General features: G+C 39.0%; 16 protein-coding genes. 9 read left to right on the top strand and 7 right to left on the bottom strand.

Features of this window, described 5'->3' with window-relative positions; genetic code table 11:
* Position 1: 1 nt before the first annotated feature.
* The gene (rpiA, locus tag B3E92_RS06755) at positions 2-733 is read left to right on the top strand and encodes a ribose 5-phosphate isomerase A (RefSeq protein ID WP_286895924.1); all 732 of its coding nucleotides are present in this window, start codon (positions 2-4) and stop codon (positions 731-733) included.
* A 62-nt stretch (positions 734-795) separates the two neighbouring features.
* Positions 796-1,824, top strand: coding sequence for a Gfo/Idh/MocA family protein (locus tag B3E92_RS06750; RefSeq protein WP_070564259.1), 1,029 nt, complete (start codon positions 796-798; stop codon positions 1,822-1,824).
* A gap of 57 nt (positions 1,825-1,881) precedes the next feature.
* Here B3E92_RS06750 and B3E92_RS06745 read toward each other — a convergent pair whose 3' ends face one another.
* Entirely contained in the window at positions 1,882-2,775 is an 894-nt protein-coding gene (locus tag B3E92_RS06745) for a cation diffusion facilitator family transporter (RefSeq protein WP_115048663.1), read from the bottom strand.
* A 93-nt stretch (positions 2,776-2,868) separates the two neighbouring features.
* A complete protein-coding gene (locus tag B3E92_RS06740; RefSeq protein WP_070564265.1) occupies positions 2,869-3,453 on the bottom strand; it encodes a TlpA family protein disulfide reductase in 585 nt (194 codons plus the stop codon).
* A gap of 264 nt (positions 3,454-3,717) precedes the next feature.
* Between B3E92_RS06740 and B3E92_RS06735 the strand changes: the two genes are divergently transcribed.
* Positions 3,718-5,001 (top strand): retropepsin-like aspartic protease, encoded by a 1,284-nt coding sequence (locus B3E92_RS06735; protein ID WP_286895923.1) that lies wholly within the window; start codon positions 3,718-3,720, stop codon positions 4,999-5,001.
* A gap of 110 nt (positions 5,002-5,111) precedes the next feature.
* On the opposite strand, the gene B3E92_RS06730 is transcribed toward B3E92_RS06735, so the two are convergent.
* From B3E92_RS06730 to B3E92_RS06720, 3 genes are all read right to left on the bottom strand, one after another.
* Complete coding sequence (locus tag B3E92_RS06730) at positions 5,112-5,333, bottom strand: cation transporter (RefSeq protein WP_070564271.1); 222 nt, start codon at positions 5,331-5,333, stop codon at positions 5,112-5,114.
* 142 nt (positions 5,334-5,475) lie between these two features.
* On the bottom strand, positions 5,476-7,893 hold the full coding sequence (locus tag B3E92_RS06725) for a heavy metal translocating P-type ATPase (RefSeq protein ID WP_286895922.1): 2,418 nt from the start codon (positions 7,891-7,893) through the stop codon (positions 5,476-5,478).
* Positions 7,894-8,039: 146 nt separating this feature from the next.
* Entirely contained in the window at positions 8,040-8,300 is a 261-nt protein-coding gene (locus B3E92_RS06720) for a hypothetical protein (protein WP_286895921.1), read from the bottom strand.
* Positions 8,301-8,755: 455 nt separating this feature from the next.
* Between B3E92_RS06720 and B3E92_RS06715 the strand changes: the two genes are divergently transcribed.
* From B3E92_RS06715 to B3E92_RS06705, 3 genes are all read left to right on the top strand, one after another.
* The gene (locus B3E92_RS06715) at positions 8,756-8,899 is read left to right on the top strand and encodes a hypothetical protein (RefSeq protein WP_159332940.1); all 144 of its coding nucleotides are present in this window, start codon (positions 8,756-8,758) and stop codon (positions 8,897-8,899) included.
* Between the two features lie 86 nt (positions 8,900-8,985).
* A complete protein-coding gene (locus B3E92_RS06710) occupies positions 8,986-9,354 on the top strand; it encodes a hypothetical protein (protein ID WP_070564280.1) in 369 nt (122 codons plus the stop codon).
* A gap of 12 nt (positions 9,355-9,366) precedes the next feature.
* Entirely contained in the window at positions 9,367-12,498 is a 3,132-nt protein-coding gene (locus B3E92_RS06705) for a lantibiotic dehydratase (protein WP_286895919.1), read from the top strand.
* Here the strand turns inward: B3E92_RS06705 and B3E92_RS06700 are convergent.
* Together B3E92_RS06700 and B3E92_RS06695 are read right to left on the bottom strand one after the other, a co-directional pair.
* Positions 12,454-13,158, bottom strand: a complete 705-nt coding sequence (locus tag B3E92_RS06700; RefSeq protein WP_286751854.1) for a LytR/AlgR family response regulator transcription factor — start codon at positions 13,156-13,158, stop codon at positions 12,454-12,456. The two genes, B3E92_RS06705 and B3E92_RS06700, sit on opposite strands and share 45 nt — an antisense overlap.
* 28 nt (positions 13,159-13,186) lie before the next feature.
* Positions 13,187-14,296 carry a sensor histidine kinase gene (locus tag B3E92_RS06695; protein WP_286751853.1) on the bottom strand — a complete coding sequence of 370 codons (1,110 nt, stop codon included), beginning with the start codon at positions 14,294-14,296 and terminating at the stop codon, positions 13,187-13,189.
* Between the two features lie 328 nt (positions 14,297-14,624).
* On the opposite strand from B3E92_RS06695, the gene B3E92_RS06690 reads away from it, so the two are divergent.
* The 3 genes from B3E92_RS06690 (at position 14,625) to B3E92_RS06680 (ending at position 17,025) form a co-directional block, all read left to right on the top strand.
* Positions 14,625-15,077, top strand: coding sequence for a DinB family protein (locus B3E92_RS06690; protein WP_286895918.1), 453 nt, complete (start codon positions 14,625-14,627; stop codon positions 15,075-15,077).
* A 106-nt stretch (positions 15,078-15,183) separates the two neighbouring features.
* Positions 15,184-15,654, top strand: coding sequence for an OsmC family protein (locus B3E92_RS06685; protein ID WP_286751851.1), 471 nt, complete (start codon positions 15,184-15,186; stop codon positions 15,652-15,654).
* A 135-nt stretch (positions 15,655-15,789) separates the two neighbouring features.
* Complete coding sequence (locus B3E92_RS06680; protein WP_321167224.1) at positions 15,790-17,025, top strand: TCR/Tet family MFS transporter; 1,236 nt, start codon at positions 15,790-15,792, stop codon at positions 17,023-17,025.
* Positions 17,026-17,085 lie beyond the last annotated feature (60 nt).

Genomic DNA, 17,085 nt, shown 5'->3' with positions numbered 1-17,085 from the left:
TATGAACAATCTCAAACAGGAAGCCGCCAAAGCTGCTCTTCAACTTTTAGAACCTGATCAATTCATTGGACTAGGTGTTGGATCAACAATAGCTTATTTCATTGAATTAATTGCCAGTAGGGTCAGTTTTAAATCCAGCCTGAAATTTACATCGCCTTCTTTGGAAACCAAAATACTGCTCCAAGAAAATGGTCTTATTTGTATTGATAACAGTACCATAGCAACGCTGGATTATTATTTTGACAGCTGTGATCAGGTGGACATTCATTTAAATGCGTTCAAAAGTGGCGGCGGCGTACATACAGGTGAAAAGATTATGGCGAATATGGCAAAGCAATTTATTCTCTTGGTCGATGGCGCAAAGATGGTCGATAAACTGACCACAAAATATCCGCTATGTGTTGAAATTATTCCCGACGCCTGGCTATCGGTACTTAAAGAACTAAAATCAAGCTATTCTTCAGCGATATCAAATATTGTATTACGAAAATCTGAACAAAAATCGGGGCCTCTACTATCTGAGAGAGGTAATTTCCTGGCAGACATTTATTTTTCTAAACTGCCTGATATTTTTGATTTGAATAAACAAATCAAACTCATTACAGGCGTTGTAGAACATTCACTTTTTTATCAACTGTGTTCGGTATGTCTTCGAGCAACAGAAGATGGCGTAACACATCACTTTGCAAACCGCATTGTAGAATCGAACACGGACAAAAAAAACACGCAATAGCATTAAATTTTATATTGAAGTCTAACAAGTAGCAAGACTGCGCTAAAATATTTTAAATCAACATGAAACACACTCAAATTAACACAGGAATACTAAGTTTTGGCATGTCAGGACGTGTTTTTCACGCGCCATTTATACATACCAATCCACATTTCAATCTCAGCGCTGTTGTAGAACGGTCGAAAAAAAACGCACATGAATTTTATCCGGCAATAAAAAGCTACGATAATATAACTGAATTACTAGCGGATGAAAGCATCGAACTGGTCATTGTGAACACACCAAACTATACCCATTTCCAATACGCAAAAGACGCCCTAGAGGCAGGAAAACATGTTTTGATAGAAAAACCTGCCGTTGATGATTCTACACAATTCGATACGCTTCTTGCCATCAGCAAAAAACAAGGAAAAGACTTATTTTTCTATCAAAACAGACGATATGACAGTCACTTTTTAGACATTAAAAAAGTGATCGAAAGTGGAGAATTAGGAAAGCTGATTGAAGTGCATTTCAGATTTGATCGCTATAAAATGGAATTGGGACAAAAATACTTTAAGGAAGATACGCAGTATATTTCCAATGGTATCACTTATGACCTAGGTCCGCACCTTATTGATCAGGCAATCTCACTTTTTGGAAAACCGGTTAAATTTACCAAGACAACATCCATCAACAGACCCGATTCTAAAGTTGCAGATTATTTTCACTATCATCTTTATTATCCAGCTGGACTGAACGTGTATTTAACAGGCAGTTTACTTGTCGCCTCTCCGCAGCCCGCCTTTGTCTTACATGGTACAAAAGGGAGTTTTATCAAGAATATGACGGATGTGCAAGAACAGCAATTGCTAGATGGTATGCTGCCCGACGATCCATCTTATGGCCTTGAGCCAGCCGGCCTCGAGGGAAAACTTGTTACGATAGACGTATCAAATCAAAAACATGAGTCTTTAGTAACGCCACATACAGGAGATTACAATCAGCTGTTTGAAGCCATTTATGAAAGCTTAAGAAATAATATCGATTACCCTATTAAAGCGGATCAGATTAAATGGCAGATTCAATTGCTTGAAGCTGAAAACACCTAAGTTTTTAAACAATCAAATGGCAGCACGGTTCAAGAAAAATAATAGGTGCTGCCATTTTTAATTTGATTCCCAAAGGCATTCGTTCGGTTCAATATGGATCATCACATGACCAAGATCAGGAATATGCGCAACCAAATGGTCTTTGAGTTTATGCGCCAGCTCATGCCCTTCCCTTACCGTAATTTCACTATCGACAATAGCGTGCAGATCGACGTGATATTTAGCCCCCGATTTGCGGACAAAACATTTTTCCGTGGCTTTTATCCCATCTACTTTTAATGCTTCTTGCCGGATATTGTCAATGACCTCATCGTATACATTTTCATCCATGATCTCGCCAAGCGCCGGTCTGAAAATATGGTAACAGTTATAAAGTATAAATCCAGCGGCAAATAATGCCGCGTAGTCATCCGCATTTTCATATCCCTTTCCGAGCAACAATGCAATAGATATCCCAATGAAAGCTGCAACTGACGTTATCGCATCGCTTCGATGATGCCAAGCGTCTGCACGAAGTGAAGAACTATTAGTTTCTTTACTTTTCTTCATAACGATCCTATAAGAAATCTCTTTCCACACAATGATCCCACCCAGAACAAATAAGGTCCAAGGCTTTGGCAGGTCATGTGGCGTTCCTATATTCTCAATACTTTCATAAGCGATTATGGTTGCAGAAACAATTAGAAAACCAACGACAATAAATGTAATGAGTGGTTCTACCCGACCATGGCCATAAGGGTGATTGTCGTCGGCAGGTCGTTGCGCATATTTTAAACCGAGGAGCACTAGAAATGAAGAGAAAATATCTGCCGTTGACTCAATTGCATCCGCTATCAGCGCATAAGAGTTCCCAAAGAAACCAGCTAACCATTTTAATAATGCCAGTGATGCATTACCTACAATACTAAAATAAGTCGTTCTGACTGCAGTCTGCTCTTGAAGTTCGGACATAGCTATAAATTAACTTGACACCGCGAAAATACTGTTTTTCTTTTCAAATTCTATTCTCCAGCTATAGAAAATAGTGATCACAACCTTCGAGCTTTAGCTACCGCTCGCGATATCCTCCAATGCTTTTTTTATCTCAGGGGCCCCATAGTCACGGCTTCCTTCCAGACGCTCTACGATCTTACCCGCTTTATCCAAGATAACCGTTGTTGGTATGGACTGTCCTAAGAATTCTGCAGGAATTTCACCCGCTGCTATGTAAAGTGGTAGATCATACTTGTTTTCGGCCATGAATGCTGAAGACTTTTCTATGTCGCCATCAACATCTACCATGAGAAAAACGATATCTTTATTATCTTTAAGCGATTGCCTAAGCTGGTCAATAGAAGGTAGTTCATGAATACATGGGGGACACCAGGTCGCCCAGAAATTAATAAACACGACCTTACCTTTTAAAGCACTTAATTGAAGAACCTTACCCTCTTTATCCTTAAAAGATAACTCCTGCGTTGTGGTTGCAGTGTCAGCAATAGCTTCAGCAGGTCCCTCTACCTTTTCGGCCTTGGCCTCATTTTTAGTGCCTGTGTTTCCACAGCCAAAAAATAAACTGGTCGATAAAGCCGCAAGACCAAAAAAAATAATTCCTTTATTATACCTAATATTCATCGTCTTCTGTTTCATTAAATTATGCTATTTACAAATATATTACTGTCCACCAATCGCGGAGACCTCGTCTATCCAATCCTTCTGGGAGAAATTTCTCAAAACATTAGCTAATTTAACCTTAATTATTCAAGACCACAAGTATTACACACAACTCCACAACATAAACCATTGATCAATAACAAAATAAGCAACAATAAAATTAAAAAATTAACAAGAACTTTTCCGACATTTAAGAGCGTGAACATATCGTTGACCAAAAGACAATTAATTGAATACACCATGAATCTCCCAGCAAATCATTTCAAAAAATGCGTATCAATATGTTTCCTGTTATTCATCACCATCCAGCTTAATTTCGGACAATCCTCCTCAACTAAATTCAACAGGCTATATCAGCTAATAGCATCAAAAGATTTCTTCACTGCCCGCGACCTGTTTAGGGTAAATAAACCTTTCTTAAACGCCAATGAGCAAGTTTTTATTTTGGCAATACTCGATAACGCCTTTAACAAACCCATCGCTTCAAACAAAAAAATAGCACTATTGAGCGCAGCAACAGAAGAATTACCCGACACACTGCGACTAAAATTACGGCGTGTTCAGGAAGATAATTTTGTCAAACTGAAAGATTACGCGGGGGCAAAACAGACAACCCAGAAAATCTTACTCGACTTCGATCCTTTGCTGTCAACAGATACAAGAGCGGATCTCAGAAACAATCTAAAAATCTGGTCAGCACTAGAACATGTGCGGCCACAGCTTATAGAAATCAACGCCGATACCCGTCTTAAAATGACGAAAGATAAAGCCGGGTTGAAGAATCTAACACTAACAGTCAACGGCGATACGGCAAGTTTTATATTTGATACCGGAGCAAACCTATCGACAGTCACAGAGTCCGTGGCCAAACGTCTTCATATGGATCTTATCCGTGCAGATATTGATGTAGACGCCATTACCGGTGTTTCTATCAAAGCCGATTTGGCCGTTTGTAAACAATTAAAACTTGGTAGCATCAACATTTCAAACGCAATATTCCTGGTTTTCCCAGACAGCGCACTTTGTATCCCGCAAATTGGCTATCAGATCAATGGTATAATAGGCTTCCCTGTTATTGAAGCACTGCAAGAAGTACAGCTTACACAGGACGATTTTTTCATTGTACCCAAGAGACCTACAGTTTCATGGAAAGCATCGAATCTTGCAATAGATGGGTTATCACCGCTTATTGCCATTGATGGAAAGCACTATACTTTTGATACAGGAGCTGAAAAAACAATCCTTTATGCACCATTTTACGAAACCTACAAACAACATATCGAAAAACAGGATATACCGACCAAGGTCGCCATGGGAGGCGCAGGCGGTCAAGTTGAATATGACGGATTTGTTATACAACATACATTCCATATTAGCGATAAACCGATCGCTCTTAAAAATATAAGCCTATTAAAATCGAAGATTAAGAATGAAACCGTGTATGGAAATATAGGACAAGATATTATTCGCCAATTTTCTATAATGATACTAAATTTTAAAGATATGTTTATCCAATTTAATTAACAGAAAGCTAAGCTCGGTTTAGTCTCATCACAATACCCCATAAAAAACCCCTAAAGGTTGGAGAAAACTTTTAGGGTGTTTTTATGGGGTTCTATAGATTTATTGAACAATTAGGCGGAGCAGGCCGTGGCATTAAAGCCCTTCTTTTTGATAATTTCAATGATTTCTTCCTCCGAAACGCCTTCAGCTTTTACAGTCAGAATTTTGTCTGCATTTGTGGTGTCAACATTCCATTCATAGATACCGTCTACACTATCCAGATCAGCGCTTACTTTGGACACGCATCCCCCACAAGTAAGGTTTGTTTTAAATTGAAATTCTTTGCTTTCCATGTTATTTAATTTTAATGTTATTAATCTATTTAATTATCTATACAAATATCCCTTTAATTCGATGGGTTGTACTTACAGTTTTTCTATTTTGTTTTGCAATATTTACCGTTTAAGATGAGGTCTAGACCTCAACCATAGTTAGCTATTTTTTCCAGCGAAGTCGCAAGCTATTACTGACAACACTTACACTACTCAATGCCATTGCAGCTCCAGCTATCATCGGGTTTAAAAGGAAACCATTGAATGGATACAGAATACCTGCAGCGAGGGGAATCCCAATTAAATTATAAATAAACGCCCAGAACAAATTTTGTTTAATCGTCGCGACCGTTTGTTTCGAAAGTCGAATGGCCTGCGGTATCTTCGTCAAATCAGATGAAATAATTGTCATTTTTGCTACATCCATTGCAATATCACTTCCCTTCCCCATTGCAATACTGACATCGGCCGTTGCTAAGGCTGTACTGTCATTAATACCGTCCCCAACCATAGCGACCACCTGCCCTCTTTGCTGCAATTCTTTAACAAAATCAGCTTTGTGCTCTGGCAATACTTCCGCTTTGTAATGCTGAAGACCTGTTTCCGCGGCAATGGCCCTAGCCGTAGCCTCGTTGTCACCAGTCAGCATATATAGCTCAATGCCCATGGCCTGCATCTCCTTGATAGCACGCACAGAAGTTTCCTTAATCCGGTCCGCAATGGCTATTACCGCTAACGCAGTATGACTGTTGGCAAACCAGATCACTGTTTTGGATTGATTTTCCCACTGGGTGCCATGTTCCATCAAATCCGTCGGAATTGTAATCCCATTCTCATCCAACAACCTGCGATTACCTACAGAGTACGTTTCGATTCCATCACTGCCTTTAACACCTTTCCCAGTAATACTTTCGATAAAGGATACTGGAGTAGCTTTTACATCTTTAAAATACCCGACTACAGCTTCTGCCAATGGATGCTCTGACTGTTTCTCCAGGCTCAACAAGATACCTTTCAAACTATCCTCATCATTTTTCCAATAAAGGTCAGTGACCACAGGCTTTCCTTCCTTAATGGTGCCGGTTTTATCCAAAACAACTGTATTTACCTTTTTGGCCAGCTCCAGACTTTCCGCATCTTTAATTAAAATACCCTGCTCAGCTCCCTTACCCACTCCAACCATGATTGCTGTGGGAGTTGCTAAACCTAGTGCGCAAGGACAAGCAATAACCAAAACCGTTACTGCCGCCATTAAACCCTGTACCAGATGGTTTTCTCCACCTAAAGTAAACCACAGTAGAAAAGTTAAAATAGCAATACCAATGACAATAGGAACGAATACAGCAGCAATTCGATCGACCAGTTTTTGCACAGGGGCCTTGCTTCCTTGTGCATCCTGTACCATTTTAATGATTTGGGCAAGCATTGTTTCCCGGCCAACTTTTGTAGCTTTGAACTGAAAACTGCCCTTCTGGTTGATCGTCCCTGCAAATACCTGCTCATTGCCCATTTTTAAAACAGGGACCGGCTCTCCGCTTAACATACTTTCGTCAACATAGGAATTTCCGCTGATAACAACCCCATCAACGGCGATCTTCTCCCCTGGTTTCACCAGAATAATATCGCCAGTATTAACGGCTTCTATAGCGACCTGACGCTCTGTTCCATCCGATTGAATGACCATCACCGTCTTAGGCTGCAGGCCCATTAGCTTTTTAATGGCGGATGAGGTGTTACCTTTAGCCTTCTCTTCCAGTAGTTTACCCAATAAAATAAAAGCAATGACGACTGAGGCGGCCTCAAAATACACATGTGCATGCAAGCCACGCTGATGCCAAAATTCAGCAAAGAGCATATTAAACACACTAAAGATGTAGGCTATTCCTGTGCTTAACGCAACAAGCGTATCCATATTGGCCGAACGATGTTTTGCCTGTTTCCACGCGTTGACAAAAAAGTCCTTGCCCAGCCAAAGAACTACTGGCGTGGAAAACAGCCACATAATAGGATTTGCGTACGGCATATCCATAAAGAACATACCTATCACGACCACGGGAAGCGAAAGTATTACTGCCCATCGAGTTTTGATTTTAAGCTTACGGGATTTCTCGGCGTGAATAGCCTCCAACGTTTCCTGCTGAGTAGATTCATCTTCGATTAATAAATCATAGCCACCAGCCTGAACCGCTTTCTGGATTTTTAAATGATCCGTAATATTAGGCAAATACTCCACCGTAAGGTTTCCTGTTGCAAAATTTACAGACGCATTGACAACCCCCTGTTCATATTTCGCCATACTTTCAGCGCTACTGGCACAAGAGGCACAAGTCATCCCAAGAACTGGAAAAGTTTTGGTTAATGTAGAAACACCATAACCAAGATCTTTGATCGTTTTTACACTGCTAACGACGGCTTCACTATCCTTCGGTACGATAGCAGCTCTGTGGTTATTCAATTCCACCCGATAGCTCGCTAGGCCTTTAACCTGGGCTAGTCCTTTTTCGACAATTGATGCACAATGTTCGCTTTCAACATCTTCTAAAGGTAGATAAACCGTATCCTTATAAATATCTGTCGCCATAACTTATTGTTTAATTTTACACAACAAATTTGGCCACAAATAAGATTAAAGTCATTACACAATTAAGGAATTGATTTGTAAAATTTACTCGATAATAAAATACGAAAGGTCAAGCTCAATGGAAAAATCATATGGAGAACTCTTCTTTAGCTTTCAATTTTCTCAACAAAACCATAGATAATGTAATCACCCCGTTCTTCGAGTTTAATCTTTTCCATTCCACTCCAGCCGGATGCACTGGTATCTTCATCGATAAAATTTTGAATTCTGTCAAATGCGACACCGATCGTTGTTTTCCCATCTCCATAGATTTGATATCTCGCAGAGGTCTGCCAGCTTACTTTTTTTCTAAATAACCGTAAACCTTCTCTTTTCAAAAAACCATACATTTCATTAGATAAATTCATATTCTCATTTGTTTTACGCGCCCACACTACTCACCTATTTTTTTGGTAGATGCTTTTTTGGTTTAAGGAATTACCTCAAGCCCTCTCGTTGGTTTATCTATTTAAGCTACATGGATTTAATGGCTAAAGAAATGGTTTTTTGATGCTAAAATAGACGAATCTAAGATAACGAACCAGATGGAATACTACAATGAAGCTACTGCTGTTTCATCGTACTCAAATGCTATTTCGTCGAATTTTCCAGAAACACACAATAGAACTTCTTTCAATGTCCATGATGATCTGGCAGGCTCTGCAAACAAAGTCTACTACATCGCGAACATAAATAGCAACAGACACTATTTTTTTCGTCGAATAGATTCTTTAGTTCGTCTGATTCATTTTCAATTCTGTCGATATTTTTCGTTGTTCTTTTCCATAGCGAGCACATTTGTTTACAATTTAAACGTATAACTATGGAAAACATTGAAAATTTTTTAGCAGAGGATTTTGTACTGGATGTACAAACTGTCTGCGCGGTAGAACCGATCTCATTTTTTGATTTTGATGATATGGAACTGGTAACTATTAAGACAGTTACATCTTCAAAAGTAATATAAAAGAGGATAACGCTGTGAAGGCGTTCTGGTAGGCGCCTTTACAGCAATCGTCTTTATTGCCTAATAAATAAAAAAGAATCGAGTATATGACTTCACCCAAGCTTAAATGTATTCTCATTGAGGATGAACCACTGGCGACAAAAAAAATAGTTGAATACATTCACATGTTTCCAGATCTTCAATTGATTAAGATGGTTGAAGACATTGAAAATCCAGCATTATTTAGCCATGATCTAAAATCTGCAGACATCCTATTCCTCGATCTCATTGTTAGCGGCGGTAATATTAATACACTAGCCGAATTGATCGCTGATATTCCAATCCTGATCATCACCTCCGCCGTGTCACGTTGGCAATATCCAGAATTTATCAAAAACAGGAAGCATTTTGCGCTGCAAAAACCAATTTCGCCCCAGATGTTTCAGTCTTGTATAAAACAAGTCATGCAATACTAGTCCAACTAATTCATGTCATTATTCCACTTATCCGATTATTTTCTTCTGCGCACTCCGCTACTTCCAGCTGCATCTGCCGTTGATCTTTTAACGATAACTGAGCGACATGAAATAGAAGAGAAACTTCGTCATTTGTTTCAAATTGAGCAATTAAAAGAAGCCTTATTTCTGGCAAGCCCGGCCTTCTCGGCGGAAGTTCAAAAATGGCTTGAATACAAGAAAGAAAGCAGCTCAAAAATGATCGCTTCACTACTCAAATATGCGATTAGGATGAGCACCAGAAGTACGCCTTTCGGTTTATTCGCAGGGGTATCTTTTGGGAACATTGCCGTCTCCGAAAAAAAGGTATCGTTAATCAGGTCAAATGCAAATCAAGCTGTTTTAAAACTGGATACCACCATTTTGACAAAAATTATTGAACAGATATCAAAAGACAAAAGAATTTACAGTCAACTCTATTATCGTCTCAATCCCACCTTATACTTAGATGGTAAATATTACAAATATTATCAAAAAGTGACAAATGGGAAGAAAGGACAGCATATCCTGAAACGTATAAGGCTTACTCCAGTTTTGGATCGAGTCATCCAATACTTTGAACACAATAAGAAAACTAGTCATTATCAATCATTAATCGATCTGCTGCAAGGTCTTGGAGCATCGATAACGCATGCGGCCCTATTCGTCAATAACCTCATCAGCCTTGGAATCATATCCTCTGAATTACAGCCCAATGTCATTGGCCGAGGTTATCTGGACAGCCTGATAACGACGCTTGAAAGAGTGGATAAGGAGGGAAATTATTTAAATCCTTTATTAACGATAAGAAAATGGCTTCATAGTTCTCAATCTGTCATTGAGATCCGAACCGCCATCCTTAAATTATTGCAGCCTTTGGCTCCAGACCTCGATATGACCAATTCGTTACAGGGGGACCTTCTCATAGGGATGGACGAAAACAATTTATCAGATACCGCATTAGATCACATAAGAGATCAATTTCAGGATTTACTACCACTTTGCAGCCAGGCTAAGTTAACAGATTTTGATCGGTTTAGAGCTGCGTTCTCTGTTAAATATGAAGATAGAATGGTTCCGCTAACGACAGCTCTAGACCCCGATATTGGGATTGGTTACGGACGTCAAGAAGGTGTTTACAATATAACGGATGAAATACTCGGGGAAGTTAACAACATCACCCCGGCGGGCGAAAAAAAATATGGCGACCACCATTATCAAGATCTGGTCATTGAAAAATTTGTAGAAAGTGTAAAAAATCAATTCACCGAAATTCGGCTGACCAGCAAAGATCTAGATCATATCGCTAAACAACGTAAACAAACTGTCAATACGATCCCTTCTTCATGCTATGCCATCGGCAATCTCCTTAGAAGTTCATGTCAGGAAAACTTATTCTTCAATCTGGTTACCATTGGTGGTTCGTCATCAGGAAACTTAATTTCCAGATTTGCACATCTGGATGAAAAATTGAATAACAAGTTGAAGGAATCTGCCGACACAGAGCAACAGCAGTTTCCAAATGCGATACTTGCCGAGATTTGTCATTACCCAGACAATAATGCTGGAAATATCATTTATAGACCTGCGCTGCGAAAAGCATCAATTTGTCTAAGCCCGACAATCGATAAAGAACAAGAGCAAATTGATGTTAATGACTTATACCTGTTCATCAAAGACCAGCGCCTAATCTTGTGGTCCAGGAAATTCAATAAAATGGTTATACCTCGTTTAACTACCGCCCACAATTTTGAACAGGGTATGAATATATATAAGTTTCTCGCAGATTTTCAGTTCCAAAATAATAGGTTGGATCTTTCCTGGAATTGGGGGATTATGAAGGAGCAGCCGAGACTCCCAAGAATAAGCTACAAAAATATTATCTTGTCTAGAGCACAATGGCGAATTCAAAAAATAGCGAAATACTCCAGTACCCCTCAGGCTTTCATAAAAAATATACAAGCGGAGCTAGCAATTCCTGCAATGGTCATCATCAGCAGTGGCGATAATGAATTGTTGATAAATTTAGACAATCCTTTTTGCATAGAAATCGTATTGGATCATATGTGCAAAAGAGAGATCATATTAACCGAATATATCCTGAATGACTATTCATCAGTAGCCTGCGATAAAGATGGACATATTTTTGCCAACGAAATCATTATTCCAATAGAATCACAGCAGGAGACTTTCACAAATGAATCAGCCCCTCAAGAAAGTAACCTAAAAAGATGCTTCCCCTTGGGCAGTGAATGGCTTTACGCCAAGATCTATTGTGGTTTACATGTTGCAGACACCTTGTTAAAGGAAATTTTCCCCCTAATCGTAGCGACACTTAATCAACAAGATGTCCTAAAAAAATGGTTTTTTATACGCTACAACGATCCATCGCCCCACATTCGATTTAGAGTTGAGCTTTCAGATCCAAGCCAGTATTATTTCGTTATATCCACGCTTAATACCCTATTGGAACAGTTTATTAAAGATGGACAGATATCAACGCTATCCTTTGACACTTATACACGGGAGATTGAACGATATACACCATTTTGTATGGAACTTAGTGAGGAGCTATTCTATCAACAGAGCGAAACGGTACTGAAGGTTATCCAACAAAGTACTTCAATCAATGATCGATGGCGCCTGGCTTTCGAAAATATTGAGTCGCTCTTAGAAGCTGCAAAATTTACACTGATCGAGAAAAGAGATTTCTGCCTACAGATGAATACCCTTTATCAGCAAGAATTTGATAATAATAAAAACCTTTGGATTCATCTCAACAATAAGTTTAAAGAGAAAAAAGACTGGTTCGAAAAACCTTTAGACAACCCTGAAGAATCGAAAAAGAAACTAAATGCACTTCAATACAGCATATTTAACACCTTACGGAGTCATACCGATCAAGATGAATTCAAGTCAGCCCGAACATCGTTACTATCAAGCTACATTCATATGTTCATTAACCGATTGTTCATGTCCGATCAACGCTTACATGAACTTGCTGTTTACCATTTTATGGTTGGCTATTATAAAATGCAAATTGGGAAACAGAAAAAACGTATAACCTATGAACCCGATAAATTATATAAGTCCCATCTTCGCGAAGAGCTGATTACGATATTGTAAACCAATACCGAGTTCTGTCCCATTTTTCAGAATGACTTTACTTGCCTCAACACCCTTGATCTGTTTGATATTGACAATATAGGATCGATGCATACGAGCAAACATATCCCAAGGCAGTTCTGCTTCCATATCTTTCATGGTCGACAGCAAAGTCTGCATACCTTCTAACGTATAAATTTGAATGTAATCCCCCCAGGCTTTTAGATAGAAAATATCTGCAGGATCTATAAAAATAGTTTTGTTCCGATCCTTTATCTTAATCGCTTTTCTTTCACTCTGTGCCCCTCTTCGAGAAAACAAGATTGCCTTTTGAACTTTTTCAATTGCCTTGATCAATCGCTCTTCCGTCAGGAGTGGCTTTAAGATATAATCGATTACTTCCAATTCAAACCCATCAACAGCATACTCATAATGCCCAGTTATAAAAACAACAAATGGTGGATGAGCAAGTCCTTTGAGAAAGGTAATTCCATCCATTTCAGGCATATCTATATCTGACAAAATGAGATCTACCTCCTGCTGCCTTAAAACGTCAATTGCTTGCAATGGGTTTTCAAATACACCCAATATTTCGATCAGGCCTAATTTGGAAACTAATTTCTCCAGGCGACCTCTCGCAATAGGCTCATCTTCAATAAGGATAGTTTTAATTCTATTCATAAGTACTTCGCAACCCGCTGCTTTGGTGCTACGGTTCTGTTTCCGAATGTAAAGTTACAACAAGATTAACACTAAATACACCCTCATGCGACTTTATTTCCAAATTATGATGATGAGGATAATGAAGTTCCAGTCGCTTTTTTACATTTTCTATCCCTAATCCGCCGATATAATTTTCTGGTTTTGAAAGTTCCCTATATGCATTAGCCACGTGCATATACACCTTGTCATCCTTCACCTTAATGTCTATGGATATCCATCCCGCCGAAGAACTTAGCCGAGGTCCGTGTTTGAATGCATTTTCTACAAACGGAAAAAAGATCAAAGGAACCATCATGCAGCTTTCGTCTTCAGCCGCCAAATTTAGATTGATCTGCACGGTCTCGCTATAGCGTAACTTTTCCAATTCAACATAATCCTTTAGCAATTGAAATTCGCGACTAATTTCTATCCTGGGTTGATTACTTTCATGCAGTAAATACACCATCATACTGCTTAAACGCATCATACTTTCGCCGCCTCTTTCATCATGATCGGATACCAGCACATAGATGCTATAAAGTGTGTTAAGTAAAAAATGTGGATTAATCTGGTATTTTAGAAAAGCAAGTTCCAACTGGACATTGTTCAACTCAAGTGCTGAATTTTTCAATTCGAGTTTCATTTTTGAATTTCGGACAGACATAAACGCCTGTACAATTTTTACGGTCAAAGGCAGGGCCACCAGAAAAATAAAATCCAACAAATAATCGCTAATGGAAGAAAGGCGAAAAGCACCGAAGATTCCTTGACTTAGTATTATTTCAAGATAGCTTGACAGGCGAACATCTGGTGTTAGATATTTCAATGTTAATAGGGCTGCAAAATAACTTAGAAACGACCACCAGGCATAAATAAACAATAACCACAATATACACAACACAAACTTTCCTGGAATAAACCAGCGCGGAATGATGACATACGCTGTTACATAAAATATGGTCAACAAAGAAAATACGTCCTTTACAAACAAAATCCAGGAATTATCAATATCTATCCGCTGATAGGAAATGAATTGCATTCCCAAAACCAAAAACCAAAAACACAAATGAAGAATAATACGTTTTCCCGTATTGTAATTTTGGAAAAACCTGTTCATAGATAGCATACTTTTCGATAATATCAGTCTAATATAATGATATCCTTTAGTCTGTGGTAGTCTGACTTGCTATGCGAGAACGCAAAAAGACATTTCTGCGACAAAAAACAACAACCTATAACGCTAACAATCTGAATATATCTCAATTAAGATCTGAACAAACCAAAAAATAGAATTACGTAGAAAAGAATAAAATTGTAACAAATATATTGCTTTAAATTTTCAACCATAAATTGTCCATAAAATGAACGATTGATGGGGTTGGCAAAAAATTTATTGCGATCTTCCGTATATTTAATTTTATAGAACCCACATAAACAACAATTAGATGTCAACTACTTTTATGCAGCTTTGGTTATATAATGACTGGGCCAATACAGCACTCCTGGATAAATTGAAAAGTGAAGGCGAAAATGTACCTCATTCTTGCATACGGCTCTTTAGCCATATTGTCAATGCTCAGATTATTTGGTTAAGTCGATTAACTGGTGAAAAACCACCTGTTGGTGTTTGGGATGAGCACAGTATCATCGATTGCCAAAGGTATCACGATTTAGCTTCTGAAGGATTTAGGCAGCAAATTCGGCGCAGAAATGATACGGAGGATGAAATTGTCAATTATACAAACACACAGCATCAGGCTTTTCATAACAAGGCCAACGACATTCTGTTACACGTCTTTAATCATGGCACCTATCACAGGGCGCAAATAGCAAGCGAAATGCGAAAAAATGGCATTGAACCTGTCAACACAGATTATATCACTTTTGTTCGCACATAACAGTACTGTCATCAGACGCCGCCGTGGTCTGATGACAAACGAAGTAGTTGCAGTTGGCGGACTAGACGTTCTATAATATCGGAGAATACCTTAAATTTGAAACAAAATGAGTTACAAACATATCTTTAAAGCGTCCTTGGCTTGGAATCATCCTGAACAGCCTAGTGCTGTAGGTTCAAAAATTTATACAAAAAGCCATCACATCGCGATCGAGGGGAAAGCTGACCTGCAAGTTTCCGCAGCAAAAGCATTCAAGGGTGACCCTGCATTGTACAATCCGGAAGATTTGCTGCTGAGCAGCCTGATTTCTTGCCACATGATGTCCTATTTATACGTCTGCTCGAAAAATAGCATCGAGATTTTATCCTATAAGGACAATGCTATCGCTACCCTGGAAACGGATGGAGATGGAAGTGGTCGTTTTACAGAAGTTATATTACACCCCGAGGTTCTCATCACAGATGAATCCCAGATAGAACTTGCTTTATCCTTACATACCCAAGCAAATAAACTGTGTTTTATTGCGAATTCATGTAATTTCACGGTGCTGCACCATCCCAAATGTCAAGCGATTTAACCAGAAATGGGCACGCTATCGAAAGAAAAAAGCTCCCTCTTTTCGATTTGTTAACGCTATCGAAAATGCGACACTCACCACAAATTAGTAATTAAATAACAAACAAGTTTTTAAGGATTTCATTACTTTTGAATCATGATGGAAAATTCCAAGAAAAAAGCAGCAATCGGATTCATATTTATTACACTACTAATCGATATTACGGGTTGGGGAATCATTATTCCTGTCGTCCCTAAACTTATCGAGGAATTGATTCATAGCGATGTCAGTGAAGCGGCAAAATATGGCGGTTGGCTCGGCTTTGCCTATGCTTTCACGCAATTCATCTGTTCTCCCGTCGTTGGTAACCTCAGCGATAAATATGGCAGAAGGCCAATTATATTGATCTCACTTTTTGGCTTTGCGGTAGACTACATCTTTCTTGCCCTCGCACCAACTATAGGTTGGCTATTCTTAGGACGCGTTATCGCCGGATTGACAGGTGCTAGTTTTACAACGGCAAGTGCTTATATCGCCGATATATCTACGGATGAAGATCGGGCAAAGAACTTTGGCTTGATAGGCGCTGCATTTGGTCTAGGTTTTATCATCGGCCCAGTTATTGGCGGTCTGCTCGGTCACTATGGTGCCAGGGTTCCCTTTTATGCGGCCGCAGGACTGTGTATGCTAAACTTTCTATATGGCTATTTTATCTTACCTGAGAGCTTAGATAAAGAAAAACGTAGAGCTTTTGAATGGAAACGCGCAAATCCAATTGGATCCTTTAAGTTTCTTGGAAAACATCCAGAAATATCCGGATTAATCGTTGCCTTAATTTTAATATATATCGCAGGCCACGCAGTTCAAAGTAACTGGAACTTCTTCACCATGTATAAATTCGACTGGACAGAAAGAATGGTGGGTATCTCATTAGGTGTTATTGGATTATTGATTGGATTGGTTCAGGGCGTTTTAATTCGATGGACAACGCCCAAACTTGGTGAACAAAAAAGCATTTTCTATGGATTGACCCTGTATGCTATTGGACTACTGTTATTCTCGTTTGCAAGCGAAGGATGGATGATGTTCGTCTTCCTTATCCCCTATTGCTTGGGTGGTATTTGTGGACCAGCTCTTCAGTCTGTTATTACAAAAAATGTTCCTTCAAACGAACAGGGTGAACTTCAAGGTGCACTAACAAGCTTAATGAGTGCAACATCGATTATTGGTCCACCAATGATGACAAACCTATTTTATTATTTCACCCATGACAAAGCACCATTTAAATTTTCTGGCGCGCCGTTTTTCTTAGCATTTATCCTGATGACGATTAGTGTGATCATTGTCTATAATGCTTCTCGCAAAAAGAGAAATCAGCAAATAAATCTTTAAACCTGATTGATCAGTCTGCACTATTTTCATCTATCTTCCTCTAAAACTCAACTGGCCTAT

Source organism: Sphingobacterium sp. UBA6317, from assembly GCF_002440385.1.
GTDB classification, from domain to species: domain Bacteria; phylum Bacteroidota; class Bacteroidia; order Sphingobacteriales; family Sphingobacteriaceae; genus Sphingobacterium; species Sphingobacterium multivorum.
This window is presented reverse-complemented; position numbering and strand designations above follow the sequence as displayed.

Coding starts and splice junctions, on each gene's coding strand:
- B3E92_RS06680 (WP_321167224.1), top strand. CDS start 15,790: ATGATGGAAAATTCCAAGAAAAAAGCAGCAATCGGATTCATATTTATT.
- B3E92_RS06730 (WP_070564271.1), bottom strand. CDS start 5,333: ATGGAAAGCAAAGAATTTCAATTTAAAACAAACCTTACTTGTGGGGGA.
- B3E92_RS06695 (WP_286751853.1), bottom strand. CDS start 14,296: ATGAACAGGTTTTTCCAAAATTACAATACGGGAAAACGTATTATTCTT.
- B3E92_RS06690 (WP_286895918.1), top strand. CDS start 14,625: ATGTCAACTACTTTTATGCAGCTTTGGTTATATAATGACTGGGCCAAT.
- B3E92_RS06710 (WP_070564280.1), top strand. CDS start 8,986: ATGACTTCACCCAAGCTTAAATGTATTCTCATTGAGGATGAACCACTG.
- B3E92_RS06720 (WP_286895921.1), bottom strand. CDS start 8,300: ATGAATTTATCTAATGAAATGTATGGTTTTTTGAAAAGAGAAGGTTTA.
- B3E92_RS06715 (WP_159332940.1), top strand. CDS start 8,756: ATGGAAAACATTGAAAATTTTTTAGCAGAGGATTTTGTACTGGATGTA.
- B3E92_RS06685 (WP_286751851.1), top strand. CDS start 15,184: ATGAGTTACAAACATATCTTTAAAGCGTCCTTGGCTTGGAATCATCCT.
- B3E92_RS06740 (WP_070564265.1), bottom strand. CDS start 3,453: ATGAAACAGAAGACGATGAATATTAGGTATAATAAAGGAATTATTTTT.
- rpiA (WP_286895924.1), top strand. CDS start 2: ATGAACAATCTCAAACAGGAAGCCGCCAAAGCTGCTCTTCAACTTTTA.
- B3E92_RS06705 (WP_286895919.1), top strand. CDS start 9,367: ATGTCATTATTCCACTTATCCGATTATTTTCTTCTGCGCACTCCGCTA.
- B3E92_RS06745 (WP_115048663.1), bottom strand. CDS start 2,775: ATGTCCGAACTTCAAGAGCAGACTGCAGTCAGAACGACTTATTTTAGT.
- B3E92_RS06725 (WP_286895922.1), bottom strand. CDS start 7,893: ATGGCGACAGATATTTATAAGGATACGGTTTATCTACCTTTAGAAGAT.
- B3E92_RS06750 (WP_070564259.1), top strand. CDS start 796: ATGAAACACACTCAAATTAACACAGGAATACTAAGTTTTGGCATGTCA.
- B3E92_RS06700 (WP_286751854.1), bottom strand. CDS start 13,158: ATGAATAGAATTAAAACTATCCTTATTGAAGATGAGCCTATTGCGAGA.
- B3E92_RS06735 (WP_286895923.1), top strand. CDS start 3,718: ATGAATCTCCCAGCAAATCATTTCAAAAAATGCGTATCAATATGTTTC.